Annotated in this window: 26 protein-coding genes; 13 read left to right on the forward strand and 13 right to left on the reverse strand. The window is 73.0% G+C overall.

Annotated features, from left to right (window positions below):
• Positions 1–5: 5 nt before the first annotated feature.
• Complete coding sequence (locus tag ACFRAC_RS16490) at positions 6–956, reverse strand: hypothetical protein (RefSeq protein WP_382924581.1); 951 nt, start codon at positions 954–956, stop codon at positions 6–8.
• 309 nt (positions 957–1265) lie between these two features.
• Between ACFRAC_RS16490 and ACFRAC_RS16495 the strand changes: the two genes are divergently transcribed.
• From ACFRAC_RS16495 to ACFRAC_RS16510, 4 genes are read left to right on the forward strand one after another with little or no spacing between them, the layout of a single operon-like run.
• Positions 1266–2168, forward strand: a complete 903-nt coding sequence (locus tag ACFRAC_RS16495; RefSeq protein ID WP_382924689.1) for a DMT family transporter — start codon at positions 1266–1268, stop codon at positions 2166–2168.
• Between the two features lie 46 nt (positions 2169–2214).
• The gene (locus tag ACFRAC_RS16500) at positions 2215–2730 is read left to right on the forward strand and encodes an NUDIX domain-containing protein (protein WP_382924582.1); all 516 of its coding nucleotides are present in this window, start codon (positions 2215–2217) and stop codon (positions 2728–2730) included.
• Positions 2731–2785: 55 nt separating this feature from the next.
• On the forward strand, positions 2786–3178 hold the full coding sequence (locus tag ACFRAC_RS16505) for a YidH family protein (RefSeq protein WP_382924583.1): 393 nt from the start codon (positions 2786–2788) through the stop codon (positions 3176–3178).
• Positions 3175–3492 carry a DUF202 domain-containing protein gene (locus tag ACFRAC_RS16510; RefSeq protein WP_382924584.1) on the forward strand — a complete coding sequence of 106 codons (318 nt, stop codon included), beginning with the start codon at positions 3175–3177 and terminating at the stop codon, positions 3490–3492. The genes ACFRAC_RS16505 and ACFRAC_RS16510 overlap by 4 nt, the downstream gene beginning before the upstream one ends.
• A gap of 17 nt (positions 3493–3509) precedes the next feature.
• Here the strand turns inward: ACFRAC_RS16510 and ACFRAC_RS16515 are convergent, their stop codons facing one another.
• On the reverse strand, positions 3510–4484 hold the full coding sequence (locus tag ACFRAC_RS16515) for an NADP-dependent oxidoreductase (RefSeq protein ID WP_382924585.1): 975 nt from the start codon (positions 4482–4484) through the stop codon (positions 3510–3512).
• Positions 4485–4597: 113 nt separating this feature from the next.
• Here ACFRAC_RS16515 and ACFRAC_RS16520 point away from each other — a divergent pair, with 113 nt between their 5' ends.
• From ACFRAC_RS16520 to ACFRAC_RS16530, 3 genes are all read left to right on the forward strand, one after another.
• Positions 4598–4894: a hypothetical protein gene (locus ACFRAC_RS16520; RefSeq protein WP_382924586.1), complete on the forward strand. Its 297-nt coding sequence runs from the start codon at positions 4598–4600 to the stop codon at positions 4892–4894.
• Between the two features lie 165 nt (positions 4895–5059).
• A complete protein-coding gene (locus ACFRAC_RS16525; RefSeq protein WP_382924587.1) occupies positions 5060–6094 on the forward strand; it encodes a phosphotransferase family protein in 1035 nt (344 codons plus the stop codon).
• Positions 6095–6099: 5 nt separating this feature from the next.
• Complete coding sequence (locus ACFRAC_RS16530) at positions 6100–7314, forward strand: acyl-CoA dehydrogenase family protein (protein ID WP_382924588.1); 1215 nt, start codon at positions 6100–6102, stop codon at positions 7312–7314.
• Positions 7315–7350: 36 nt separating this feature from the next.
• Here ACFRAC_RS16530 and ACFRAC_RS16535 read toward each other — a convergent pair whose 3' ends face one another.
• Genes ACFRAC_RS16535 through ACFRAC_RS16545 form a run of 3 tightly spaced genes read right to left on the reverse strand, consistent with a single transcriptional unit; the run spans position 7351 to position 10418 of the window.
• Entirely contained in the window at positions 7351–7944 is a 594-nt protein-coding gene (locus ACFRAC_RS16535) for a TetR/AcrR family transcriptional regulator (protein WP_382924589.1), read from the reverse strand.
• Between the two features lie 39 nt (positions 7945–7983).
• On the reverse strand, positions 7984–9648 hold the full coding sequence (locus ACFRAC_RS16540) for a class I adenylate-forming enzyme family protein (RefSeq protein ID WP_382924590.1): 1665 nt from the start codon (positions 9646–9648) through the stop codon (positions 7984–7986).
• Positions 9645–10418: an SDR family oxidoreductase gene (locus tag ACFRAC_RS16545; RefSeq protein WP_382924591.1), complete on the reverse strand. Its 774-nt coding sequence runs from the start codon at positions 10416–10418 to the stop codon at positions 9645–9647. The genes ACFRAC_RS16540 and ACFRAC_RS16545 overlap by 4 nt, the downstream gene beginning before the upstream one ends.
• Positions 10419–10541: 123 nt before the next feature.
• Here ACFRAC_RS16545 and ACFRAC_RS16550 point away from each other — a divergent pair, with 123 nt between their 5' ends.
• Positions 10542–11780: an exo-beta-N-acetylmuramidase NamZ domain-containing protein gene (locus ACFRAC_RS16550; protein WP_382924592.1), complete on the forward strand. Its 1239-nt coding sequence runs from the start codon at positions 10542–10544 to the stop codon at positions 11778–11780.
• A 45-nt stretch (positions 11781–11825) separates the two neighbouring features.
• Here the strand turns inward: ACFRAC_RS16550 and ACFRAC_RS16555 are convergent, their stop codons facing one another.
• Positions 11826–14618 carry a penicillin acylase family protein gene (locus ACFRAC_RS16555; protein ID WP_382924593.1) on the reverse strand — a complete coding sequence of 931 codons (2793 nt, stop codon included), beginning with the start codon at positions 14616–14618 and terminating at the stop codon, positions 11826–11828.
• A gap of 233 nt (positions 14619–14851) precedes the next feature.
• Between ACFRAC_RS16555 and ACFRAC_RS16560 the strand changes: the two genes are divergently transcribed.
• Both ACFRAC_RS16560 and ACFRAC_RS16565 read left to right on the forward strand, forming a co-directional pair.
• The gene (locus tag ACFRAC_RS16560; RefSeq protein WP_382924594.1) at positions 14852–15457 is read left to right on the forward strand and encodes a hypothetical protein; all 606 of its coding nucleotides are present in this window, start codon (positions 14852–14854) and stop codon (positions 15455–15457) included.
• A 134-nt stretch (positions 15458–15591) separates the two neighbouring features.
• Positions 15592–16326, forward strand: coding sequence for a 3-keto-5-aminohexanoate cleavage protein (locus ACFRAC_RS16565; RefSeq protein ID WP_382924595.1), 735 nt, complete (start codon positions 15592–15594; stop codon positions 16324–16326).
• Positions 16327–16333: 7 nt separating this feature from the next.
• Here ACFRAC_RS16565 and soxR read toward each other — a convergent pair whose 3' ends face one another.
• Complete coding sequence (gene soxR, locus ACFRAC_RS16570; RefSeq protein WP_382924596.1) at positions 16334–16825, reverse strand: redox-sensitive transcriptional activator SoxR; 492 nt, start codon at positions 16823–16825, stop codon at positions 16334–16336.
• A 120-nt stretch (positions 16826–16945) separates the two neighbouring features.
• Here soxR and ACFRAC_RS16575 point away from each other — a divergent pair, with 120 nt between their 5' ends.
• The gene (locus tag ACFRAC_RS16575; protein WP_382924597.1) at positions 16946–17407 is read left to right on the forward strand and encodes a MaoC family dehydratase; all 462 of its coding nucleotides are present in this window, start codon (positions 16946–16948) and stop codon (positions 17405–17407) included.
• A gap of 67 nt (positions 17408–17474) precedes the next feature.
• Here ACFRAC_RS16575 and ACFRAC_RS16580 read toward each other — a convergent pair whose 3' ends face one another.
• From ACFRAC_RS16580 to ACFRAC_RS16590, 3 genes are all read right to left on the reverse strand, one after another.
• The gene (locus tag ACFRAC_RS16580; protein ID WP_382924598.1) at positions 17475–18098 is read right to left on the reverse strand and encodes a TetR/AcrR family transcriptional regulator; all 624 of its coding nucleotides are present in this window, start codon (positions 18096–18098) and stop codon (positions 17475–17477) included.
• 86 nt (positions 18099–18184) lie between these two features.
• Positions 18185–18433: a YiaA/YiaB family inner membrane protein gene (locus tag ACFRAC_RS16585; protein WP_361339817.1), complete on the reverse strand. Its 249-nt coding sequence runs from the start codon at positions 18431–18433 to the stop codon at positions 18185–18187.
• A 101-nt stretch (positions 18434–18534) separates the two neighbouring features.
• Positions 18535–19686: an acyl-CoA dehydrogenase family protein gene (locus ACFRAC_RS16590; RefSeq protein WP_382924599.1), complete on the reverse strand. Its 1152-nt coding sequence runs from the start codon at positions 19684–19686 to the stop codon at positions 18535–18537.
• Between the two features lie 66 nt (positions 19687–19752).
• On the opposite strand from ACFRAC_RS16590, the gene ACFRAC_RS16595 reads away from it, so the two are divergent.
• Both ACFRAC_RS16595 and ACFRAC_RS16600 read left to right on the forward strand, forming a co-directional pair.
• Positions 19753–20394 (forward strand): TetR/AcrR family transcriptional regulator, encoded by a 642-nt coding sequence (locus ACFRAC_RS16595; RefSeq protein WP_361339812.1) that lies wholly within the window; start codon positions 19753–19755, stop codon positions 20392–20394.
• A 286-nt stretch (positions 20395–20680) separates the two neighbouring features.
• On the forward strand, positions 20681–21628 hold the full coding sequence (locus ACFRAC_RS16600) for a DMT family transporter (RefSeq protein WP_382924600.1): 948 nt from the start codon (positions 20681–20683) through the stop codon (positions 21626–21628).
• Between the two features lie 24 nt (positions 21629–21652).
• On the opposite strand, the gene ACFRAC_RS16605 is transcribed toward ACFRAC_RS16600, so the two are convergent.
• From ACFRAC_RS16605 to ACFRAC_RS16615, 3 genes are all read right to left on the reverse strand, one after another.
• Positions 21653–22735 carry a Zn-dependent alcohol dehydrogenase gene (locus ACFRAC_RS16605; RefSeq protein ID WP_382924601.1) on the reverse strand — a complete coding sequence of 361 codons (1083 nt, stop codon included), beginning with the start codon at positions 22733–22735 and terminating at the stop codon, positions 21653–21655.
• A 41-nt stretch (positions 22736–22776) separates the two neighbouring features.
• Positions 22777–24165: an aldehyde dehydrogenase family protein gene (locus ACFRAC_RS16610; RefSeq protein ID WP_382924602.1), complete on the reverse strand. Its 1389-nt coding sequence runs from the start codon at positions 24163–24165 to the stop codon at positions 22777–22779.
• A gap of 149 nt (positions 24166–24314) precedes the next feature.
• Positions 24315–25652 carry an ABC transporter ATP-binding protein gene (locus tag ACFRAC_RS16615; protein ID WP_382924603.1) on the reverse strand — a complete coding sequence of 446 codons (1338 nt, stop codon included), beginning with the start codon at positions 25650–25652 and terminating at the stop codon, positions 24315–24317.
• Positions 25653–25779: the final 127 nt, after the last annotated feature.

Consider the following 25779-nt stretch of genomic DNA (forward strand, 5'->3'; position numbering starts at 1 on the left):
CGCTCTCAGGCCGTGCCGAGCGCGGTGTCGCGGGCGGCGCGGAAAGCGGAGTACGGGTCGCGGTCCGGGTAGGACCACGGTGACGGGGTGGCGTGGTCGCCGATGCGGTGGAACAGTGCGGCGGCCTCGGCGCCCCGGCCCTCGCAGACCTTGGCGTGGGCGAGGAAGTTCAGGTCGATCAGCCGGCGGGGGTGCCCCTCCTGCTCCCACTCCAGCCACCAGTCGAAGGCGGAGCGCATCACCTGGCGGGCCCGGCGGCCGGTCCAGTGCCCGGAGGCGGCCGCGTCCCGGGGTTCGTGCCCCGCCGCCGCGAGGACGCGGTAGCGCTCGGTGTGGGCGACGACCGGCAGGACGGCGAGCGGCGAGTCGGCGGGGGCCCGCTGCGCGACGTCCAGGGCGAAGTCGTACACCTCGTGCATCGGGTCGGCGCCGGCCGCGGAGCGCTGTTCCGCGAGCCGGGCGACCACCAGGTGGTGGGCGTGGTGGTGGTCGGTGTACCGGGCGCGCACCTCGGCGAAGCAGTGCCACATCTCCGGCTCGGCGCCGAGAGCGCTCTCCAGCATGAGCAGGCCCAGCCAGGGGGTGGGGTCGGCGGGCAGGAGCGCGGCGGCCCGGTGGCAGGCGTCACGGGCGCGGAGCGGCTTCTCCTTGCCGCGCAGGGCGAGCCGCACCTGGGCCAGGGCGAGCAGGACGGTGGCGTCGCCCGAGTCGGGCTCGGCGAGCAGCCAGTCGCGGGTCCAGGCGGCGCAGTGCGGCTCCGCGGCGAGGACGGTGACGCGGTGCCCTCTGCGGTCCCAGTCGTCGCCCGTACGGGCGAGCAGGGAGCGGACCGTCTGCCAGCGCCCTTGGGAGAGGGCGGTGCGGGCGGCGGTGAGCTCGGCGTCGTCCAGTGCCGCGTCGAAGGGGTGGCCGCCGCGCTTGCGGCCGCGACCGAGAGGGGGTGGGGGTGGGGACACCGGTTCTGGGTCCTGGGAGCACATCGTGGGCTGTCATCAGGTGGTCACGCACAGCAAACCCCCCGCCAAGGGTCTTCGTCAAGGGCCGCCAGGGGTGCTACACGCGTCAACTTCCGTGATCGACGGGGTAGTTGTTGCTCAGGTGATGCCCGAAATGATACGAATTGTAGAGACTGTGTGGCGTAGGTCATGGCGACGGGGTACTCGGTGCCGCACACTCGTAGGACGCGCATGCCGGGCCTGAGGTCGCTACAGTCGGCCTTTACGCACCCCGTCCCCTCCCCCGGCAGGATGATCGAGGTACGCAGCGTGTCGCTCCAGGTCCTCATACTCGCCGTCGCCGCCGCATCGTGTCTGGGCTTCGGTTTCGTCCTCCAGCAGAACGTCGCCCAGCGGGCTCCGCTCAGCGACTACCTCTCCCCCCGGCTGCTGCTCGACCTGATGAAGGTCCCGCGCTGGCTCGGCGGCATCGGTCTCATGGTGGTCGGCATGGCCCTCGGCGCGATGGCGCTGGGCCAGGGCGAGGTCTCCCTGGTCGAACCGCTGCTGGCCACGAACCTGCTCTTCGCGCTGATGCTCTCGCGCCGCCAGACCAAGCAGCCCCTGGGCCGCCAGGGCTGGGCGGGCCTCGCGCTCCTCGCGGGCGGGGTGACGGCGTTCATCATGGCGGGGCAGCCCCAGGGCGGCTCGGCCGGGGGCGACTCGTTCCGGCAGTGGCTGATCATCGGCGTCATGGTCGGGGCGGCCCTGCTGCTGACGGGGTACGCCAGACGCTCACGGCTCAACGCCGGCCCGGCCCTGCTCGCCACGGCCGCCGGCCTCCTGTACGGCGTGCAGGACGCGCTGACGCGGATGACCGGGCAGCGCTTCGCGGACGGCGGCCTCACCGCGGTCATGACCAGCTGGCAGCCGTACGCCATCGTCGCGCTCGGCCTGACCGGGCTGGTGCTCGTCCAGAGCGCCTTCGAGACGGCGTCGCTGCGCATGTCGCTGCCCGCGCTGACCGCGGCCCAGCCGCTGGCGGGCATCCTGTGCGGGGTGGGCTTCCTCGGCGACCGGCTGCGCACCGACCCGGGCGCGCTGGCCTGGGAGTCCGCGGGCCTCGCGGGCATCGTCGTCGGCATCATCCTGCTCGGCACCCACCAGGCCATGCCCTGCGGCACCCGGCAGGCCGAGCGCGCCACGGCCGCGGTCCCGGCTCCGCTGAGCTGACTCGCCGCCCGCACGCACCGGGGCCCCTCCTGCTTGGATGGGCCCCATGAGCGCTGCTGACGAGATCCTGGACATCGTCGACGAGCAGGACCGGGTGGTCGGGCAGGCCCCGCGCGGCGAGGCGTACGCCCGGGGGCTGCGGCACCGCTGCGTCTTCATCGAGGCCCGGGACGCCGAGGGCCGTCTCTTCGTGCACCGGCGCACCCCCACCAAGCTGGTCTTCCCCTCGCACTACGACATGTTCGTCGGCGGGGTGGTCGGCGCGGGCGAGACGTACGACGCCGCGGCGCTGCGCGAGGCCGAGGAGGAGCTCGGCGTGAGCGGCCTGCCGCGGCCGGAGTTCCTGTTCAAGTTCCTCTACGACGACGGCGCCGGGCGGACCTGGTGGTCGGCGGTGTACGAGGTGCGCTGCACGCTGCCGGTGGAGCCCCAGGCCGAGGAGGTCGCCTGGCACGGCTTCCTGACCGACGGGGAACTGGAGCAAAGGCTCCCCGAGTGGCCGTGGGTGCCGGACGGAACGGCGGCGTACGAGCGGCTGCGGGCGCACCGGGCGGCCGGCTGACCGGCGGGCGGCACCGGCCGGGCCCTCCCGCCCGTGCCCGGTTAGGGTCGTGCGTGTGATCGAGATCGTGCGCAACGTCCGGCTGTGGTTCGCGCCGGAGCAGATCCGGCGGGAGGGAGCCACGCCCGACTACCGGTTCTCGCTGGCCAACGAGCGCACCTTCCTCGCCTGGCTGCGGACCGCGCTCGCGCTGGTCGGCGGCGGCTTCGCGGTGGACCAGTTCCTGCCCGACCTGCGCTGGGGATGGCGCGTCGGGCTCGCGCTCGCGCTGCTGGCGGCCGGTGTGCTGTGCGCGCTGCGCGCCGTCAACCACTGGGTGCGCTGCGAGCGGGCGATGCGCCGCGGCGAGGACCTTCCGGTGTCCCGGTTCCCGGCGCTGCTCGGCCTCGTCGTCGCGCTGGTGGCCGTGGCGATGGTCTTCCTGGTGCTCGTCGGGTGGGACACGTGAGTGCCGGGCCGGTACGGGACCCCGGGCTCCAGCCCGAGCGGACGCGTCTGGCGTGGCGGCGGACGACGCTGGCCGCCACGGTGGCCGCCGTCCTCGCCGCGAAGAGCGCGCTGCGGGGCGGGGTCTCGGTGACCGGTGCGGTCGTCTGCGCCCTGTGCTGCGTCCTGTGGCTGGGGTTCCTGGCGCTCGCCCACCGCAGGATCCGGCTGCTGGCCGCGTCGGCCGAACCCCGGGCGCTGACACCCCGGCACGCGACGGCCGCGGCCCTGGTCACCGTGGCCCTGGCGGTCTGCGGGGCGGGACTGCTCCTCTGAACCGGTCCGCGATCCGGTCAGTCCGTCTTCTCCCGGAGCCCCGGCGGGGTGGCGTCCTCCGTCTCCCCGTCCACGGTCACCACGATCTTGCCGGGTGTCCCGCCCTCCTCGCTCAGGCGGTGCGCCTCGGCCCCCTGTTCCAGGGGGAGCGTCCGCGCGACGCGGACCGTCACGACGCCCTGCTCCGCCAGCTCGGACAGCCGCAGCAGGTCCTCGGGGTCGGGGCGGGTGAAGTGGTAGCGGCCGCCGTAGGCGACGACGTCCGGGTCGGCGATCGAGAGCAGGCGCCCCTCCGGGGCCAGCAGGTTGGCCGAGACCTTCAGGGCGTCGCCGCCGACCGTGTCGAGAACGGCGGTCACCCCTTCCGGCGCGAGACCGCGCACCCGCTCCGCCAGCCCCTCGCCGTACTCGACCGGCTCGCCGCCGAGTCCGCGCACGAAGTCGTGGTTGCGGGCGCTCGCCGTGCCGATCACCCGGGCGCCCGCGTGCCGGGCGAGCTGGACGGCGAGGGAGCCGACCCCGCCGGACGCGCCGTGCACGAGGACGGTCTCGTCCCGTCTGACCTGGAGCGTCCTCGTGAGCGCCTGGTAGGCGGTCAGCCCCCCGAGGGGCAGCCCGGCCGCCTCCTCCCAGGTGAGGTTGCGGGGCTTGCGCGCGAGGGTGCGCACGGGCGCCGCGACGTACTCGGCGAAGGTGCCGTGCTCGAGGACGTCCTGGCGTACGTAGCCGATGACCTCGTCGCCGACGGCGAACTCCGTGACGGCCAGTCCGGGCTGGACGACGACCCCGCACACGTCCCAGCCCGGCACCACCGGGAAGACGGGCTCGATCAGCTGGTCCAGGTGACCCTCGCGACACTTCCAGTCCACCGGGTTCACCGCCGCCGCCCGCACCTTGACGAGCACGAAGTCGACACCGACCCGGGGGTCGTCGACCTCCCCGTAGGCGAGCACGTCGGGCCCGCCGTAGCGTGAGTAGCTGATGGCCTTCATGGGTCCGACCCTCCGGGGCGGGAGGACGCCGCGCAAGCGGAATACCCTGATATGCACCGTTCGCGTGGCAGCCTGGGCGCCGTCGGACTCCGCTCCTTCCGAAGGTGAGCACCATGACCACCCAGCATGTCGAACACTCCGCCCACACGCATGTCCACGGCCCAGGCTGCGGACACACCCCGGTGCCGCACGGCGACCACACCGACTACGCGCACGACGGGCATCTGCACCGCGAGCACGCGGGCCACTGGGACGAGTGCGTCAGCGAGCACCACGTCACCCACGACGACCACAGCCACCGGCACGGCGTGGGCTGCGGGCACGAGAGCGTCCCGCACGGCGACCACGTCGACTATCTGCACGACGGGCACCGGCACGCGGCGCACGACGGGCACTGGGACGACCACTGAGCCCACCGGGCCCGGCGGAACGCACCCCCGGACAGCTCCCTGGCGCTTCGCCCGGGAGCTGTCGCCGTATCGTGGGCCCGATCACGTTCGGGCGACCCTCTGGACTACATACCGACTGGTCGGCATCATAAGTCGGGTCACGTTCACCCGTCCCGAGGAGCACTGATGAGCCCCGACCATCCGCCCGGACTCGATCTCGACCGGCTGCACGGCCTGCTCGAGCGCGAGCTGCCCGGTCTGGCGCAGGGCCCGCTGACCGGCCGGCTCATCGAGGGCGGACGGTCCAACCTGACCTACACCGTCTCGGACGGCACCTCCCGCTGGGTCGTGCGCCGCCCGCCGCTGGGCCACGTCCTCGCCACCGCGCACGACATGAAGCGCGAGCACCGCGTCATCAGCGCGCTGCACCCGACCAGCGTGCCGGTTCCCCGGCCGCTGCTGCTGTGCGAGGACGAGGAGGTGCTCGGCGCGCCGTTCTACGTGATGGAGTTCGTCGAGGGCATCCCCTACCGCACCGCGGGCCAGCTCGCCCCGCTCGGCGCGCAGCGCACGCGGGACGCGGTGCTGTCCCTGGTGGACACCCTCGTCGGACTGCACGCGGTGGACCCCGCCTCGGTCGGCCTCGAGGACTTCGGCCGCCCCGAGGGCTTCCTGGACCGGCAGCTGCGCCGCTGGGGCAAGCAGCTGGACGCCTCCCGCAACCGCGAGCTGGCCGGGATCGACGAGCTGCACGCGACGCTGGGCCGCCGGCTGCCGGACTCGCCCGCGCCGACCGTGATCCACGGCGACTACCGCCTGGACAACGTCCTGATCGGCCCGGACGACCGGATCAAGGCCATCCTCGACTGGGAGATGTCCACCCTCGGCGACCCGCTCACCGACCTGGGCCTGCTGGTGATGTACAGCATGCCGCTCGGGGCGTCCGACTCCCCGGTCTCCACGACCGCCGAGGCGGCCGGCCACCCCACGCCCACCGAGCTGATCCAGCGGTACGCCGAGCGGTCGGGCCGTGACGTCTCCGCGGTGTCCTGGTACACGGCGTTCGCCTGGTTCAAGCTCGCCGTGATCCTGGAGGGCATCCACTACCGCTACACGCTGGGCCAGACGGTCGGCCGCGGCTTCGACCGCATCGGCGACCTGGTCCCGGTCTTCATCCAGCACGGTCTGACCACGCTCCGCGACGGCATCCAGGAAGGCTGACGGACATGGACTTCGCGTTCGACGCGCGTACCGAGGAACTCCGCGCCAGGCTGCTCGCCTTCATGGACGAGCACGTCTACCCGGCCGAGGCGGTGGCCGAGGAGCAGCGCGCCCTGCTGGCCTCGCCGTGGGACACCCCGGCCGTGGTGGAGGAGCTGAAGGCCGAGGCGCGCAGCCAGGGCCTGTGGAACCTCTTCCTGCCCGACGCCGCGTACGGCGCCGGTCTCACCAACCTGCAGTACGCGCCGCTCGCCGAGATCACCGGCCGCTCCCCGCACCTGGCGCCCACCGCGACGAACTGCGCGGCGCCGGACACCGGGAACATGGAGGTGCTGGCCCAGTTCGGCGACGAGCGGCAGAAGAAGCAGTGGCTGGAGCCGCTGCTGGCGGGCGAGATCCGCTCGGCGTTCGCGATGACCGAGCCGGAGGTGGCGTCCTCCGACGCCACGAACATCACCACCCGGATCGAGCGGGACGGCGACGAGTACGTCATCACCGGCCGCAAGTGGTACATCTCCGGCGCGATGAACCCCGACTGCGCGATCTTCATCGTGATGGGCAAGACGGACCCGGACGGCGCGGACATCCGCCGCCAGCAGTCCATGGTCCTGGTCCCCCGGGACACCCCGGGCGTCACGATCCGGCGTGCCATGCGGGTGTTCGGCTACGAGGACCACTCCCACGGCGGCCACGCCGAGGTCGTCTTCGACCAGGCGCGCGTGCCCGTGGGCAACCTCATCGGTGAGGAGGGCGGCGGCTTCGCCATCGCCCAGGCACGGCTCGGCCCCGGCCGTATCCACCACTGCATGCGGCTGATCGGCATGGCCGAGCGGGCGATCGAGCTGATGTGCCGGCGCGCGGTGTCGCGTCAGGCGTTCGGCAAGGCGCTCGCCCAGCAGGGTGTGGTGCACAACTGGATCGCCGACGCCCGGGTGACCGTCGAGCAGCTGCGGCTGCTGGTGCTGAAGACGGCCTGGCTGATGGACACCGTCGGCAACAAGGGGGCCCACGCCGAGATCCAGGCCATCAAGATCGCGACACCGCGTGCGGTCGTCGGCATCATCGACCGGGCGATCCAGCTGTACGGCGCGGGCGGCGTCAGCCAGGACTTCCCGCTCGCGGAGCTGTACGCCTCGGCGCGGACGCTGATGATCGCCGACGGGCCGGACGAGGTGCACCAGCGGTCGCTGGCCCGGCGGGAACTGAAGAAGTACCTGTAGCGGGGCGCGTGCGGGGGCCCGGGCCCCCGCACGCCCTCAGGGGCGCAGGGCGCGCAGCAGCAGGTCGGCGAGGTGGTCGGCGACCTCCTGCGGGCTGAGCGGGCCGTCGGGCCGGTACCACGTGGACAGGTGGTGGACCGAGCCGAAGTGGTAGTCGACCACGAGGTCGGCCGGGGTCGCCGTCGAGAAGACGCCGGTGCGCTGCCCCTCCTCGACGAGCGCGCGGAAGCGTTCGTGGTAACGCCGGCGCTCGGCGCGCACCAGTTTGTTCTTATCGGGGCTCAGGTGGTGCATCGAGCGGAAGAAGATCGACGCGTCGTCGAGGTTCTCGATGGTCGTCACGACCACGTCGGCGGCGGCCCCGCGCAGCCGCTTCTCGACGGGCTCGTCGGCGTCCGCGAAGGCGTCCAGGCGCTCCTGCTGCACGCGCAGGACCCGCGCGTACACCTCGTGCAGGAGGTCGTCCTTGGAGCCGAAGTAGTGGTAGAGCGCGCCCTTGGTGACGCCGGCCGCCTCCACGATCTCCTGCACCGAGGTGCGGTCGTAGCCCTGCTCCGCGAAGAGCCGGGTGGCGGCGGCGAGCAGCCGCTGCGGGACGGGCGTACCGTCACCGTCCGTCGTTCTGGCCACTGTGCCGCCACCTGCCCTTCCGAGATGTCCGCTTGCTGTCTATCCGTCGTTCGTACGGGAACGAAGTTCCCGACGGAGGATCTTCCCACTTGCCGTCTTGGGCAAGTCGGGCAGGATCTCCACCTGACGTGGATATTTGTAGGCGGCCAGTCTCTCCTTGCAGTGCGCGACGAGTTCGCCGGGGTCGGTCTCGGCACCCGGACGGAGGCTGATGTACGCCTTGACGGTCTCACCGCGGTAGCCGTCGGGCACCCCGACCACGGCGGCCTCCCGGACGGCGGGGTGGGTGTGCAGGACGTCCTCGACCTCGCGCGGCCAGACCTTGAAGCCGGACGCGTTGATCATGTCCTTCTTGCGGTCGACGACGTACAGCCAGCCGTCGGCGTCCATGAACCCGATGTCCCCGGTGCGCAGTTCGCCGTCCGGGAAGGTCTCCGCGGTGGCCTCGGGCCGCCGCCAGTATCCGGGGACCACCTGCGGCCCACGGACGACGATCTCGCCCTGCTCGCCGAAGGGCACCTCCTCGCCCCGGTCGTCGACGATCCGGACGACCGTCTCGGGGCCCGGCAGGCCCACGGCGAGCGTCCCGGAGGCCGGGTCGACGGGGGCCTCCAGGCCGGGCGGCACGGAGGCGCAGGGGGCGGTGCACTCGGTGAGGCCGTAGCCGTTGCGGATGTACGGACCGAGGGCGGCCCGGAACCTCTCCACCAGGGCCGGCGGCAGCGGGGCGCCGCCGGAGGAGATCATGTGGAACGAGGCGAAGTGGTCGCGGGTGACGTCCGGGTGGGCGGCCAGCGCCATGAAGGCCGTGGAGGGGCCGACGGTGTAGTGCGGCCGGTGTTCCGCGAACGCGTCGAGGACGACGCCCGCCTCGAAGCGGTACGCGAGGACGAGGGTGCCCGCGCTGACCACGCAGGCGCCGAGCTGGCAGACCATGCCGGTGATGTGGAACAGCGGCGCGAGCCCGAAGTAGACGGGTGGGTCGGGCAGTTCGAGGCCGGTCCGCTGCCGCTCGGCGTTGTACAGGATGTTGCGATGCGTGTTGGTGGCGCCCTTCGGGACGCCGCTGGTGCCCGAGGTGTAGCTGATCAGCGCGATGTCCGACGGGTCCGGGTCGCGGCCCTCGGGCGCGGGATGCCCGGCGCGGGCCACGGCCGTCAGGTCGTCGGTGCCGGCGGGCGTGGGAAGGCGGTCGAGGCCGGTCACCCGGGGGTCGTCGCGGGTCTGGAGGTCCGCCTCGCAGGCGGTGAGCACGATCCGCACCGGCGAGCCGGCCGCCGTGTCGCGCAGATACGTCTCCCAGGCCCGGCCGGAGCAGACGAGGGCGGCGACCTCGCCGTCCTCGAGGACGTGGCCGACCTCGCCCGACTTGTACATCGGGTTGACGGGGGCGACGATCGCGCCCGCCTTCCAGGCGCCGAGCAGGGCGAGCACGAAGTGCGGGGAGTTCTGGAGCAGGATCGCCACCCGGTCGCCGCGCTCCAGGCCGCGGGCGGCGAGGTGTCCTGCGACCGAGTCGCTGAGCTCGTCGACCTGTCGGTACGTCAGACGAGCGTCGAAGTAGGCGAGGCAGACCCGGTCGGGGGTCTCCGCGGCGGCCCGGCGCAGGGCGTGCACGAGGGAGTCGTCCGGCGCGACGGGGGCGCGCTGGGCGTCGCTGAGCTGGGCCAGCCAGGGCATGGCGGCGTAGCGCGAGCCGGTCATCGGGTCTCCTCCCAGCGCTGCTGGAGGTGGTTCATCCCGGCGAGCCAGCGGTCGGGGGCGGCCGCCCGCGTCTCGTAGTAGCCGGCGACCTCGGGGTGCGGCAGGATCAGGAAGCGGTCCTCCTCCATGCCCTTGAACAGGGCGTCCGCCACGTCCTCGGGGGCGATGGCGGTGGGCTTGAGCACCAGGTCGCCGGCGCTGCCGGTGGCGTCCAGCATGTCGGTGCGCACGCCCTGCGGGCAGATGGCGTGGACCTTGATGCCGCGGTGCCGGTACGTCAGCGACAGGTACTCGGCGAAGGCGAGGGCGCCGTGCTTGGTGACGGCGTAGGGCGCGGCGCCGATCATGGTGAGCAGCCCGGCGGCGGAGACGGTGGAGACGAAGCGCCCGCTGCCGCGTTCCAGCCAGTCGGGCAGCAGGGCCTGGGCGGCCCGTACGTGCGCCATGACGTTGACGTCCCAGGACGTCGCCCACGTCTGCTCGTCGAGGGGTGCGCCGGGCTCGTCCCCGGCGAAGGCGACGCCCGCGTTCGCGCACCAGACGTCGATCGTGCCGCCGAGCGCCTCGCGGGCCTCGGGGAGGATCGAGGAGGCGTCGCCGGGGACGGCGAGGCCGCCGATCTCCTCCGCGACCGTCCGCGCCTTCGCGGCGTCCAGGTCGTTGACGGCGACCCGGGCCCCGGCGGCCGCGAACCGCCGGGCCAGCGCGGCCCCGATGCCCCCTCCGGCCCCGGTGACGACGACTGCGGCGTCCTGCACGGCTTGCACCATCGGTCTCCTTCGACTGCGGCTCTGGCACGGTCAGACTAACCGGTCGGTATGTGCCAGGGAAGGGCGCGCGCCACCCGCTCCGCCACCTTCCCTGCGCTCCGCACGGGCCATACGGTGCACCCCATGCGCCTCTCCAGACGAGCTCTTCTCGCAGCGACCACGGCGGCGACAGCGGCCTCCGTCTCCTCGCCGGCCTCGGCGGCACCGCGCCCCCCACGCCTGCGCACCGGTTTCGAACGGCTCTCGGCGGACGGCTACGCGCTCCTCGACGGGCAGAAGGTCGGGATCGTCACCAACCCTACCGGCGTGACCCGGGACGTCCGCCACATGGTGGACGTCATGCACGCCGACGACCGGGTGAACCTGACGGCCGTCTTCGGCCCCGAGCACGGTTTCCGCGGCACCGCGCAGGCGGGCGGCTCGGAGGGCCGCTACGACGACCCGGCCACCGGGCTGCCGGTGTACGACACCTACCTCAAGAGCGGCCGGCCGCTGGCCGACGTCTTCACCGCGTCCGGCGTCGACACGGTCGTCTTCGACATCCAGGACGCCGGCGCCCGCTTCTACACGTACATCTGGACCCTCTACGACTGCATGGAGGCGGCCCAGCTCACCGGGAAGCGCTTCGTCGTGCTGGACCGGCCCAACCCGGTCACCGGCCGGGCCGCCCTGGGGCCCGTCCTGCACGAGGAGTTCGCCACCTTCGTCGGCCGCCGGCCCATCGCGCAGGCGCACGGCATGACGGTCGCCGAGCTGGCGCTGCTGTTCAACGGGGAGTTCCTGGACACCCCCGTGCCGCTGGAGACCGTGCGGATGACGGGCTGGAAGCGCTCGGACTTCTACGACGCCTCGGGGCTGCCCTGGGTGCCGCCGAGCCCCAACATGCCCACCCCGGACACCGCGCTCGTGTACGCGGGCACCTGTCTGTTCGAGGGCACCAATCTGTCGGAGGGGCGCGGCACCACCCGCCCGTTCGAACTGCTCGGCGCGGACGGCGTCGACGGGCGCTGGGCGGCGGCCGTCAACGGACTCGGGCTGCCCGGCGTGCGGTTCAGGGAGGCGTATTTCGCGCCGACCTTCTCCAAGTTCCAGGGGAAGACCATCGGCGGTGTGCAGCTCCATGTGCACGACCGGGCCGCGTTCGACCCGGTGCGCACCGGCATCGCGCTGCTGGTGACGGCCAAGCGGACCTGGAGCGGCTTCGCCTGGCGTGCGGACAACTGGATCGACAAGCTCACCGGGTCCACCCAGGTGCGCACGATGATCGACGCGGGCGCGGACACCGACGAGGTGGTGGCGGGCTGGCAGCGGGAACTGGCGGCGTTCCGCCGGGTCCGCAAGGAGTATCTGCTGTACCGGTGAGACCTGGCGCTGGGGTCGCGGCCTCCGCGCCAGGTCTCCGCCGGGTCACCGGTGCGAGGTGAACTCCGCGACCTGCTGGTACGTCGGCCGGTTCTGCCAGCTGATCTTCCCGTGCCTGATGCCGCCCAGGGTGCGCTGGACGATCGCGTCGGCGCACCACTGGTCGCCCGCCGCGCATTGGTCGTCGCCGGGGTAGACCTGGGCCGCCGTGCGGCCGGCCGCCTCCTTCAGGGTGCCGATCAGCAGGTCCCGGCAGGCGGTCAGGCTGCCGCCGCCGCAGTACACGCGGTCGAGCGGCCCCCGGACCGGCTCACCGAGCACCGCCCGGATGTCCTTGTCGACATAGCTCCACCAGCCGTACTGGAAGGAGCTGCCGGCGTGCGATCCGGTGGGGCCGTGCCCGGCGGACGGGGCCTCGTCGACGGGCAGGTTGCGCTGCATCGCCGTGTACAGGGTGCTGCCGAGCCCGGGTTCGAACTCGGCCTTCACCAGCCGCGGCCACCAGGCGTCCAGGATGCGGATCGCGTCGGCGTCGGCGTACTTCTTGGAGCCGGCCGAGGTCTCGGTGCGCCGGGCGCCCCCCGCGACCCACGCCTGGAGCCTGGTCACCGCCGCGGCGGCCTGGGAGTCGGTCACCGGCGCGCTGGTGACGACCCTCAGCAGACCGGGCAGGACGTCCTCGGCGCGCAGGTCGGCGAGGCCGGCGTCGGCCATCGCCTTCACCAGCGCGGCCCGGGTCACACCGCCCTTGCCGACCAGCGCGCGCACCCGGTCGTCCAGCAGGTCGCCCCGGTGGACGGAGCCGTCGCCCCAGGGCGCGGTGCTGTAGTCGGCGGCCTGCTTGTTGTTCCAGGAGATGTAGTAGTCCTGGTCGACGGAGTTGGGGTGCTCGGACGGCGGGGTGTACTGCGCGGTGTTCCCCGCCGGGTTCCAGCCCCGCCACTCGTGGGCCGGGCGCGCCCAGACCGGGAAGTCCGCGTCGACGCCGGCCGCCCGGACCGGGTTGTCGCCGCTGTTGTGGTACGCGGTGTGCGCGGAGTCGGCGTAGAACCAGTTGAAGGTGAAGTTGATGTGCTGTGTGGCCCGCTGGAAGTCGGCAGGGCCCTTGACGTAGTCGGGGTCGTTCAGCATCTGGAAGCCGATGATCGAGTCGACCTCGTGCAGATACGACGAACGCAGACTGGTGTAGGCGACCTTCTTGCCGCCGACTGTCGCGCGGTGCGTCACCGGGCCGTACTCGGTGCGCCACACCCGCATCGTGTACGAGCCCGCGGCGGTGCCGTCGGCGGTGGTCGGCTTCCAGGCGTTCTTCCGCTCGACCTTGTCCATCGCCGTGCAGGTGCCGCGGTAGAGGTAGTGGTGATCGTCCTGGCAGAGCTCGACGGCGTAGGTGTCGATGATGTCCTGGCCGGAGGTCGTGGCGCTCCACGCGTAGTCCTGTCCGCGGCCGAGCTCGACGTACATGCTCAGGCCCGCGAAGGAGGCGCCGCGCGCGCTGATGCCCGGGCCCTGGATCTCCTGGAGCAGCAGCAGCTGGGGCGCGAAGTAGCCGGTCTGCGGCCCGAAGACGGCGATCGGGTGGCCGCTCGCGGTGTGCTCGCCGCTGACGACCAGCGCGTTGGACATGCCCCGCCGGGCCGAGCCGAGGGCGGCGGCGGCCGTCGCGGAGGCACCGCCCGCGGCGGCGCCGGCCGCGCTGCCGGTCCGGTCGTACACCAGTTGCTCGTCGGTCACCGAGCCGGCGTCGGGCAGGGCCGTGCCCTGCGGGTCGGCGGGCTTCGTGGCGTACGGGAAGCTCTTGCCGTGGACGGTGACGGCTGCCTCGGGGTCGTTGCGCTGCCGGAACGACTCCCACAGCCGGGTGCCCTCGACGACGCCGTACTTCTCCTGGGCGGCCAGCAGGGAGAGCGCGTTGTCGACCTCGCCGCCGCCCCCGGAGCCGAACAGGGCGCCGATGACGGAGGCGAGCGCGACCAGGTCCGTCAGCTTGAAGTGCTCGATGGTGCCGGCGTTGGTGATCGAGTCCTTGTGGCCGGTCAGGACGTACTCGCCGGGGAAGTAGCGGCCGCTGTCGGAGGCGTCGATGTAGCTGTTGACACCGTCGAGGTAGGCCGTGGCGTCGGCGAGGGCCTGCCGGCCGCGGTCGCCGCCCTTGGCGACGGCGCTGTCGATCTGCGCCTGCAGTTCGGCCTCGGTGTAGGGCGCGCTGCGCCAGAACTGCTGTTCAAGCCCCTGATTGGAGGGTGCCCCGCCGGCGAAGGAGGTCAACTGGCCGCGTCCGACGTGCCGGAAGACGTCCATCAGCCACAGCCGGTCCTGGGCGGCCGCGTAGCCCGCCCCGAACTCGGTGCCGTAGCGGGTGGTCCCCGTGATGTGCGGCACGCCCGTCTTCTTGTCCCGGACGATCGTCACGTCGGCGCGTCCGGCGGGCTTGAGGGTGGAGGCGACCTGGTCGGACGGGACGCCGAAGGAGGCGTCGCCGAAGAAGGTGCTGAGGGTGGCGTCGGTGAGTCCCGGGTGGCCCTTGGCCAGGGCGGCGTACGGGCCGAGCTGGTCGGACGCGTGCTCGGGCAGGGTGCCGAAGGCCTGGTTGAGCAGGATCTGGGCCAGGGTCGCGTTGCCGTTCTGGCCCGGCGGGAGGATGTCGGAGCAGCGTCCGCCGCAGTGGTCGGTCACGGCGGCCGGCTCGGCGGCGGCCTGGGACACGGGCACCGCCGGGGAAAGAGGTGACAAAAGACCGGCAATCAACATGCATACGGATGCGGCCTTCAGGAACCCGGGGAATCCGCCGGGAGTTCTCGGTACGGCTGGGGCGTTGCGTGGGGTACGCCGTGGCATGGCAGCTCCTACCGACGAGGGTGGGCCGGGACGTTACCGGCGGTATCCCCGGGATTGAAGATGAACATGCGTCAGGTTTCCGAGTCGGCAGGACTCGCTGGGGAGGTCGTCGGACAACGGATGGAGCCGAATCGCTTGTCGATACGTCTATTCGTCAACGCCGCGCGGGAAGGAGGCGCGGTGTCGCCGAAGTGACCGAAGTACAGGTGCAGATGTGACGGAGGTGCAGGGCGATGGCAGGTTTCCGGAGTCTGGCGAGACAGGTGCGCGATCCGCGGTGCGACCTGGCACTGCGGCGTTATTCACTGCGCAAGTGCCTGGAGCGGTTCGCACCGTACGGGCACAGGGCGACCTGGGACCACTTGTGCTCCCGGGCGGGATTCGGTCCGGAGGACCGGTCTCCTGAGCCGGCGCGGCTCGTGGCCGCGTTGGAGGAGCTGGAAGAGGCGCGTTCGGTCTGGCTGGCCTACGAGGTCGCGTTCGCCGAGCGGCGCAAGAAGGAGAAGCACGACGGACTGCGCAGGCCGGGCAGCGTGGACGACTGGCACCGGCTGACCTGGGGCGGGTTCGGCGTCGCCTGGTGCGACGACCCCCGGGTGCACCCGCGGGGGCCGCTGGCCGACGTGCTGCGCAAGCTGATCTCCGCGCTGGAGCGCGCGCCGGGCACGAACTGCCCGGTGTGCGACGGGGACCGGCTGGTCTGGAAGTACGACCTGGCCCATGAACCGTCGTCCGGCCCGGTCTGCACGGACTGCGGCATCGTGGTGCCGCGTCCGGTTCTCACACCGGAAGCGCTGGCGACGGCGCGGCGCGGACAGCGCATGCTCGTGTCCGCGTAGGGGGGGACGCCCCCTCCCAGGGGGATCCTCAAGCACGTCGGGGGTGCGCCGGGGATGCCGCACCCCCTCCCTCGGGCCCTCGGGACGCGCGGCCGCGTCCTGGCGCTGTCGGTGCCGCCTGGCACCATCGGCACATGGTCCAGGTCTGTCTGAACGGTTCCCGGGGCGCGGGCGACGGAGCGCATGTGCCGCTGACGCCTTCGGCCCTCGCGGAGTCGGCCGCCGACGCGGTCGCCGCCGGGGCCACGGACGTGCACGTCCACCCCAAGTCCCCCTGCGGGCAGGACACTCTGTCCGCGCGTGTACTGACCCCGGTGCTCACCGCGCTGAGGGACCGGGTGCGGGTGCCGGTCGGGGTGACGACGGGGGCCTGGGCGGAACCGGACCCGGCGGCGCGGGTGGCGCGCGTCCGCGGCTGGACGGTCCTGCCCGACCACGCCTCGGTCAACTGGCACGAACCGGGCGCCGAGGAGGTGGCCGCCGCGCTGCTGGAGCGGGGTGTGGGCGTGGAGGCGGGCATCTGGTCCGGCACGGACGGTGCGACCCGGTTCGCCGCGTCCCCGTTGGGCCCGAGGGTGCTGCGGGTGCTGGCCGAGGTGACCGACGCCGATCCCGGCAGCGCGGTGACGACGGCCCGGGCGCTGCTCGCCGACCTGGGGCCCGCCCACGACCGCCCGGTGCTGCTGCACGGGGAGGACGGGGGCGCGTGGCCGGTGCTGCGGCTGGCGGGCCGGCTGGGCCTGGCGACCCGCGTCGGCCTGGAGGACACGCTGTTCCTGCCGGACGGCGAACCGGCTGACTCCAACGCCCGCTTGGTGAGCGAGGCCCTGAAGTGGCTCCCGCACTCCGGTCCCGCGAAGACGATGTGACGTGCGGTCAGCGACGGTCGGCGTCCTGCCGCCGCCTGTTCCCCCTCTGCTCCGCCAGCAGGCGCGAGCCCGTCAGCCGTTCACCGGTGATGTCGTCCGGGTTGGACAGGACGCAGCCGTCGAGGGAGAGACAGCCGCAGCCGATGCAGTCGGTCAGGTGGTCGCGCAGGCGGTTGAGCCGGCTGATGCGTTCGTCGAGCTCCGAGCGCCACGCCTCCGACAGCCGCGCCCAGTCCTCGCGGGTGGGTGTGCGCTCCTCGGGGAGTTCGGCGAGCGCCTGCCGGATCGTGGCCAGCGGGATGCCGACGCGCTGCGCGGCCCGGACGAAGGCGACCCGGCGCAGGGTGTCACGGGTGTAGCGGCGCTGGTTCCCGGAGGTGCGGCGGCTGGTGATCAGGCCCTTGGACTCGTAGAAGTGCAGGGCGGACACCGCGGCACCGCTGCGGGCGGACAACTGGCCGACCGTGAGCTCGTGGATCTTCTCGGGGATCTGGGGCACGCCCCCAACCTACCCACCCGTGTCACTCCCCCGGTCCGTTGACAGGCATCCGGCCACCTAGCATGCTAAGCAGTTGCTTAGAGTTGCCCTTCCGAGACACGTGACGCGAGAGGCCTGGACATGGCAGAGCCGAGGATCTTCACCGGCGCCGACGACCTGAAGGCGGCGGTGGGCGAGCAGCTGGGGTACACGGACTGGCTGGACGTCGACCAGAAGCGGATCGACACGTTCGCGGAGGCCACCGGCGACCACCAGTGGATCCACGTCGACCCGGAGAAGGCCGCCTCCGGCCCGTTCGGGACGACGATCGCCCACGGCTACCTCACCCTGTCGCTGCTGCCGCTGTTCGGCCCCCAGCTGATCGCCGTCGAGGGCGTGAAGATGGGCGTCAACTACGGCACCAACAAGGTGCGTTTCCCCGCCCCGGTCCCGGTCGGCTCGCGGCTGCGCGCCACCGCCGTCATCACGGACGTCACGGACGTGGCGGGCGGTGTGCAGGTCAGCGTCGCCTTCACCGTGGAGCGCGAGGGCGGGGACAAGCCGGTCTGCGTGGCCGAGTCCGTGGCCCGGTACTACCTCTAGGGGATGTCCTGTCGATCAGGCCGGGCACCGGGAGCCCGGCATGATCGGCGAGACGCCCCCTGGGCGGCTACTTCGCCCCGACCATCCGCAGCACGAGGTCGGCGTACAGCGCGCCGACCTCGTCCGGCGTCCAGGGGCCGGACACGCTGAACCAGCGCGCCACGTCGATGCACAGGGACAGGACGGCGAGGGTGGTGCCCTTGACGTCCAGGACGTCGAAGTCGCCGGCCGCCACGCCGTCCTCGATGATCCCGCGCACCTCGGCGTCGCACTGCCGGCGCAGCGCGAGGATCTCGGCGCGGGCGTCGGGACCCAGCGAGTCGAGTTCGTACTGCACGACCCGGGCGGTGGTGCGCCCGCCCGCGTGCCAGCGGACGAAGGAACCGACCGCGTCGGCGAGCCGCTCGGCGGGGGTGCCCTCGCGCCGGGCCGCCGTGCGCAGGATGTCCAGCGCCTTCTCGTGGCCGATGCGGCTGATCCGGTGGAGGAGCTCCTCCTTGGTCTTGTAGTGGATGTAGAGCGCCGCGGGGCTCATGCCCGCCCGGCCCGCGATGTCCCGGGTCGTGGTGGCGTGGTAGCCGCGCTCGGCGAAGGCCTCCACGGCGGCGATCAGCAGCCGCCGGGCCGCGTCGGGCGTGACCTCACCCCACGCCGACGTCTCGCCGCCGGCCGTGTCCTCCGCCGTACTCATCGCTCACTCGCCCCTCTCGCTGACAGAGGCTCCACCATACCGCCCCAGGTGAGCGGGCGCTTAGCGCGCGGTACGGCCCCGGGGCCTCAGTGCTTGGGGAAGGGCGGGTAGGCGGGCGGTGCCGTCGCGTCCTGGCGGTCCCGGATCACCTTGGCGAGGGTGAACGCGGAGGTGACGAGGTAGAGCACGGCGATCGCCAGGAAGGCCCGCACCCAGGCGTCGGCGTTCAGCTTGAAGATGCCGATCGCGGTCGCGGCCATGGCGACCGCGAAGGAGGCGACGGCCTGGCCGTAGAAGGCCGCGGTGTTGTGGGGCTTGCCCGATGCGTCACTCATGGGCCCATGCTCGGGCCGCCGCGGCCGGTCCGGCATCCGTCGAAGTACCCAGAGGCACCCGGGAGGTACTCAGCCGGTACTCAGAACGCCTCAGCCGGTGCTCAGAACGCGGAGACCCCGGTGAGCGCCCGGCCGATGACCAGCTTCTGGATCTGGCTGGTGCCCTCGTAGAGGGTCATCACGCGGGCGTCGCGCAGCAGCTTGCCCACCGGGTACTCGTCGATGTAGCCGTAGCCGCCGAAGACCTGCAGGGCGTTGTTGGCGGCGCGGACGGCGGCCTCGGAGGCGAACAGCTTGGCCTTGGAGGACTCCACGGCGAACGGCTGCCCGCGGTCGATCAGGTCGGCCACCCGCCAGGTCAGCAACCGGGCCGCGTCCACGTCGACGGCGATGTCGCTGATCAGCTCCTGGACGAGCTGGTGCCCGGCGATGGGCTTGCCGAACTGCTCGCGCTCCCCCGCGTAGCGCACGGCGGCGTCGAGCGCGGCCTGGGCGATGCCCACGCAGCCCGCGGCGACCGACATCCGGCCCTTGGCCAGCGCCGACATGGCGACGGAGAATCCCTTGCCCTCCTCGCCCACCCGGGCCGACGCGGGCACACGCACCCCGTCGAGGACGAGTTCGGCGGTGGCCTGGCCGCGCAGACCGAGCTTGCCGTGGACGGTGCGGCGGGTCAGGCCGGGCGTGTCCGTGGGCACCAGGAACGCGGAGACGCCCTTGTGGCCGGGGGCGTCCGTGGAGCGGGCGAAGAGCAGGACGACGTCGGCCCAGGTGCCGTTGGTGATGAACATCTTGGTGCCGGAGATGACGTAGTCGTCGCCGTCGCGTACGGCCCGCGTGGCGAGGCTGCCCGCGTCGGAGCCGGTGCCCGGCTCGGTGAGGCCGAAGCAGCCGACCAGCTCGCCCGCGGTGAGCCCGGGCAGCCAGCGCCGCTTCTGCTCCTCGCTGCCCCAGGCCGCGATCGTCTTGGCGACCAGGCCCAGCGAGACGGACACGATGCCGCGCACGGACGAGTCGCCCCGCCCCAGCTCCTCGGTGACCAGGCAGTACGCGAGGTGGTCGCCGCCCGAGCCGCCGTACTCCTCGTCGATGGTCAGGCCCAGGAAGCCGACCTCGCCGAGCTTCTTGACGATCGAGCGGTCCACCTCCTCGGCGCGGTCCCAGGCGACGGCGTGCGGGGCGATCTCACGTGCGACGAAGTCCCCGGCGAGCCGGCGGACGGCGGCCTGCTCCTCGCTGAGCTCCAGGTTCATGCGGCGGACACCTCACCATTAAACTAACACTGCTAGTTTCCATCGGGCAGCCCTACTATGTGCGCCATGGCCCGACCGCGCAAGCCCCTCCTCAACTACGACCGGATCGTCGCGACGGCCCGCGAACTCGTGGACACGGAAGGCCTGTCGGCTCTCTCCACGCGTCGGCTCGCCGCCGAGCTGGGCGTCAGCGGCCCCTCCCTGTACAACCACTTCCGCACCAAGGACGAGATCCTGGAGGCGGTCGCCGACTCGGTGAGCGCCCAGGTCGACCTGTCGATGTTCGAGGACGGCCGCGACTGGCGGACCGCGCTGCACGACTGGGCCGTCTCCTACCGGGCGGCCCTGCGCGACCACCCCAACATCGTCCCGGTGCTGGCCCGCGGCCCCGGCCGCCGCCCGGCCGCGCTGCGGCTCGCGGACGCCGTCTACGGCGCGATGGTCGAGGCGGGCTGGCCCGCGTCCCAGGCCACCTCCATCGGCGCGCTGATGCGGTACTTCATCATGGGCTCGGCGCTCGGCTCCTTCGCGGGCGGTTTCGTGGACGACGCCAGCGCGTACGACCCCGCGGACTACCCCCACCTCGGCCAGGCCCACCTCCTCGCCGAGCAGCAGGAGAAGGTCGACGAGCGGGCCTTCGAGACGGGCCTCGCCGCCCTGCTGGACGGGCTGGCCCTGCAGTACGCGCGCCTGGCCGGCGAGAGCTGACGCGGGCGAACGGACCGTTCGGCGCCGGCCGAAACGTCCGTGCCCCGTCCTGGCAGGCATGGCCACCAGGGAACCCCAGGCACCGCGGCTCGCCCGGCTCGCGGCGCCCATCGCCGACGAGACAGCGGGCGTTCCTCGGCCTGCTCGGCGTCGAGGTGGGCGCCCTTCGCTGAAGGCCGCCGTCCGCAGCTGAAGGCCGCCGTCCGAAAACCACTTTCGCCGAGCCCCGTTCCCGGTCCACGATCCACCGGTCCCCACCCGACTCCTCCCGACGCCCGGAGCCTTGATGACCGCCTCCCTCGCCTCCCCGTCCCGCCGTACCGGGCTGCTCGCCGCGGGCGCCGCCACCGTCACCGTCGTGCTGTGGGCCTCGGCGTTCGTGTCGATCCGCCGCGCGGGCGAGGAGTACTCCCCGGGCGCGCTGGCGCTCGGACGGCTGCTCGTCGGCGCCGCGGTGCTGGGCGCCCTCTGCCTGATCCGGCGCGAGGGACCGCCGCCCCGGGCGGCCTGGCCCGGTGTCGCGATATCGGGCTTCCTCTGGTTCGGCCTCTACAGCGTGGTGCTGAACTGGGGCGAGCAGGAGGTCGACGCGGGCACGGCGGCCCTGGTGGTGAACGTCGGGCCCCTCCTCATCGCCCTGCTGGGCGCCCGGCTGCTCGGCGACCCGATGCCGCCGCGGCTGCTGGCCGGGATGGCGGTCTCCTTCGCCGGTGCGGTGACCGTGGGCGTGTCGATGTCGGGCGGGGGCGGTTCCTCGGTGCTGGGTGTGGGACTGTGCCTGCTGGCCGCCGTGGGGTACGCGGGCGGGGTCGTGGCGCAGAAGCCGGCGCTGGGCCACGCCAGCGCCCTCCAGGTGACGACGTACGGGTGCCTGGTGGGCGCGGTGCTGTGCCTGCCGTTCGCCGGCCGACTGGTCACGGAGGTGGGGGACGCCTCGCTGCCGGCCACGCTCCACATGGTCTACCTGGGGGTGTTCTCGCTCGCGGTGGCCTTCACCACCTGGGCGTACGCCCTGGCCCGCACGACCGCCAGCCGGATGGGCGCGACGACCTACGCGGTGCCCGCGCTGGTGGTCCTGATGTCGTGGCTGGCGCTGGACGAGGTGCCCGGGCCGTTCACGCTGGCGGGCGGGGCGTTGTGCCTGGCCGGCGTCGCCGTGTCGCGGTCGGGCTCGCGGGCCGCCCGGGTGGTGGCCGGGGCACCGCGCACCGGGCGGACCCACGAGTCGCTGTGACCGGGCCCTGAGCGCCGGGGCCGGTCAGAAGACGACCAGGGCCCGGCCTCCCTTGCCGGCGAGCATGTTCTCGAAGGCGGCCGGGATGCCGTCCAGGGCGATCCGCTCCGTCACCAGGGCGCCGAGGTCGAGGCGGCCCTCCCGGGCGTGTCCGGCGAGGACGGGCACGTCCCGCGCCGGGTCGGAGTTGCCGTAGACACAGCCCGCGAGGGTGCGGCCCCAGTGGAAGATCTCCAGAGCGTTGAAGGTGACCTGCTGGTCCTTGCCGCCGATGCCGACGACCGTGGTGCGGCCGCCGCGCCGGGTGGAGTCCCAGGCGGCGCGGATCGTGGTGGCGCGGCCCACGCACTCGACGGCGACGTCCACGCCCTGCCGGCCGGTCAGGCCGCGGATCTCCCGGGCGGTGTGCTCGGAGGCGACGACGTAGTCGGTGGCGCCCGCCGCGCGTGCCAGTTCCTCCTTCGCCGGGGAGACGTCGACGGCCACGATCCGTCCGGCGCCCGCGATCCGGGCGGACTGGAGCGCGGCCAGGCCCACGCCCCCGACGCCGAACACGGCGACGCTCTCGCCGGCCCGGACCCGCGCCGAGTGGTGCACGGCGCCGTAGCCGGTGAGGACGGCGCAGCCCAGCAGGGCGGCGTCGGTGAGCGGCACCCCGTCCGGCAGGGGCAGGACGCAGTTCACCGGGACGACCGTCTCCTCCGCGAACGCCGCGACGTTGAGGCCGGGGTGGAGCTCGGTGCCGTCGGCGGTCCGGGCGTGGACGTTCGCGGCGCCGTTCAGCGCGTTGGCGCACAGCCACACCTCGCCCAGCCCGCAGGCGTGGCAACTCCCGCAGGACGGAGCCCAGTTCAGGACGACCCGGTCGCCGGGGGCGACACCGGCGACGCCCTCGCCGACGGCGACGACGGTGCCCGCGCCCTCATGGCCGAGCACGGCGGGGACGGGGACGCGCATCGTCCCGTCGGACAGGGACAGGTCGGAGTGGCAGACACCGGCGGCGGCGAGCCGGACGCGGACCTGGCCGGGTCCGGGGTCGGGCAGGACGATCTCGGTGACCTCGAGCGGGGCCCCGACGGCGGGCAGGACGGCGGCGCGGACGGCCATGGCGGACGACTCCTCGGTCCTAGAAGGGCTGGTGGCGGGCCTCAGAACTGCAGGGACTTGGTCTGGAGGTACTCGGTCAGGCCGTGTGCGCCCAGTTCCCGGCCGACGCCCGACTGCTTGTAGCCGCCGAAGGGGGCCAGCGGGTTGAACCGGCCTCCGTTGATGTCGACCTGGCCGGTGTCCATGCGGCGCGCGAAGGCCACGGCCTGTGCGTCGTCAGCGGCCCAGACGGCACCCGCGAGACCGTACACGGTCCCGTTGGCGATCCGCAGGGCGTCCTCCTCGTCCTCGTAACGCAGGATCGACAGGACCGGCCCGAAGATCTCCTCCTGGGCGATCGTCATGTCGGGACCGACGTCGGCGAAGACGGTCGGGCTGACGAAGTAGCCCTTCTCGCGCGGCGCTTCCGGGCCGCCCGCCACCATCCGGGCCCCTTCGGCGACGCCCTTCTCGATGTAGCCGAGCACCCGCTCCTGCTGCCGGGCGCTGACCACGGGGCCGATGCGCTCGCCGTACTTCGCGGCGGCCTGCGCGGCCAGCTCCACGGCCTCGTCGTACCGGTCGCGGTGGACCAGCATGCGGGTCCAGGCGCTGCACGTCTGGCCGGAGTTGGACATCACGTTGGCGACACCGACGTTGACCGCCTTGGCCAGGTCGGCGCCCGGCAGGACGACGTTGGCCGACTTGCCGCCGAGCTCCAGGGCGACCTTCTTGACGGCGGCGCCGGCCACCGAGGCGATCCGCCGCCCGACGGCCGTGGAGCCGGTGAAGGAGACCAGGTCGACGCCCGGGTGCTCGGCGAGCGCCTGCCCGGCGACCGGGCCGAGCCCGGTGACCAGGTTGAAGACGCCCGCGGGGAGCCCGGCCTCGTGCACCGCCTCGGCGAACAGCTGGGCGACCAGCGGGGTGTTCTCGGCGGGCTTCACGACGATCGTGCAGCCCGCGGCGAGCGCCGGGGCGGCCTTGGCGACGATCTGGTGGAGCGGGTAGTTCCAGGGCGTGATGGCGCCGACCACGCCGATCGGCTCGTGGTACACGGTCGAGTTGCCGACCTTCTCCTCGAACGCGTACGTGCCCGCCAGCTCCGCGTACGAACCGGCCACCGCGATCGGCACGGCCGCGTGGACGGCCTGGGAGAACTTCAGCGGGGCGCCGAGTTCGGCGGTGACCGTCGTGGCGATCTCGTCCCGGCGGGCGTCGAGGACGTCCCGCAGCGCGGTCAGCCGCGCGGCGCGCTCGGCGGGCGGGGTGGCGGCCCACCCCGGCAGCGCGGCCCGGGCGGCCCGTACGGCGGCGTCGATGTCGGCGGCGGTGCCGGCCGGAACCGTCCCGATGACCTGCTCGTCGGCCGGGTTCACCACCTCGATGACGTCCTGGCCGGCGGCGGGGCGCCAGGCTCCGTCGATGTACATGCCGTCGTGTGCCTTCATGGCGGTTCCTCCCGGGGCGGGCCGTCGACCGGCCGCCGCCGCGTTCGTCGTTCCGGCTGTGGTCATCCGGTCCATAAACTAGCGGCGATAGTTTTAGCGCGCCAGGGACCCCGGGGGATCGGCCCGCTCCAGGAGCCACCTTCACGCCGTCACTCCTCCAGGTCCGGCAGCCGCGCCGGGGCGGGACAGATCCGGTCGCCGTGCTGGTCGAAGACGAACAGGTGGGCGATGTCCACGAGCAGCGGCACCTGCATCCCGTGCCGCAGCGCGAGGTCGGGGGTGGTGCGCACGATGAGGTCGCCCGGGAGCCGCCCCTCGGGCGGCGCCGGTTCGCCGGCCGGACCGGTGGGTTCCTCCACCGTCGCCACCGGGCCGGCCCGCAGGGCGCCCGCCCGGCCGCGCAGCCGCTCCAGCACGGTGCCGCCCCCGCGGCGGCGCCGCCGGTGCGGCGGGGCGGGACGCGGCGCCTCCAGGTAGGGGACGACGGCGGGCCGGGAGCCGGTGTTGAAGTGGACGAGCATCTCGTGCCCCTGGAACTCCAGATGCTCGACCAGTCCCGTGATGTGCGCCTCGCCGGGCCGGGCGGCGGCCCGGTCGCCGATCCGCACGGCCTCCGAGCGCAGGCCCACGATGACCTCGCGGCCCTGCTGCACCCGGAGCAACTGGTGGTCCAGGCTGAGGGGTTCGGGCAGCCGCAGGTACTGCTTGCCGAGGCTGATGGTCATGGCGCCGTCGAGCGGGGCGCGGACGACGCCGCGCAGCAGGTTGATGCGCGGGGTGCCGATGAAGGCGGCGACGAAGACGTTGCGGGGCAGCGCGTACACCGTGCGCGGGGTGCCGACCTGCTGGAGGACGCCGCCGCGCAGCACGGCGACCCGGTCGCCGAGCGACATGGCCTCGGCCTGGTCGTGGGTGACGTACACCGTGGTGACGCCGAGCGTGCGGGTCAGGCCCGATATCTCGGCGCGCAGATGGTTGCGGAGCTTGGCGTCGAGGTTGGACAGCGGCTCGTCCATCAGGAACGCGGTGGGGCGGCGGGCGATGGCCCGGCCCATGGCGACGCGCTGGCGCTCCCCGCCGGAGAGCTGGCCGGGGAAGCGGTCGAGCAGTTCCTCGATGCCGAGCAGGCGGGCGGTGGCCTCGACGCGCGGGCGGGGGTCGGCGCCGGGCGACTCGATGCGCAGCGGGAAGCCGATGTTGTCGCGGCTGGTCATGCTCGGGTAGAGCGCGAAGTTCTGGAAGACCATGGCCATCCGGCGGTCCGCGGGCAGCAGATCGTTGGCGTACTCGCCGTCCAGGAACAGTTCGCCGTCGTCGATCTCCTCCAGTCCGGCGATCATGCGGAGCACGGTGGACTTGCCGCATCCGGAGGGCCCGAGCAGGACGAGGAACTCACCGGGCCGGATGTCCAGCGAGAGCCGGTCGACGATGCGGGCGCCCCGCGTGTACGACTTGCTCACGGCGTGCAGAGAAATGGCGCGTGTCATGGCGGATGCCCCCGGGGGCTCACTCGATCGCCTCGTGCGGTCGTACGGGGCGTGTGAGTCACGGAAGTTAACGGAATGTGTGCGGCCGGGGGAAGGGAACGGGCGGGATCGGGCTGCGCGGTCCAGC

Source organism: Streptomyces sp. NPDC056628 (assembly GCF_042792555.1).
Taxonomy (GTDB): Bacteria; Actinomycetota; Actinomycetes; order Streptomycetales; family Streptomycetaceae; genus Streptomyces.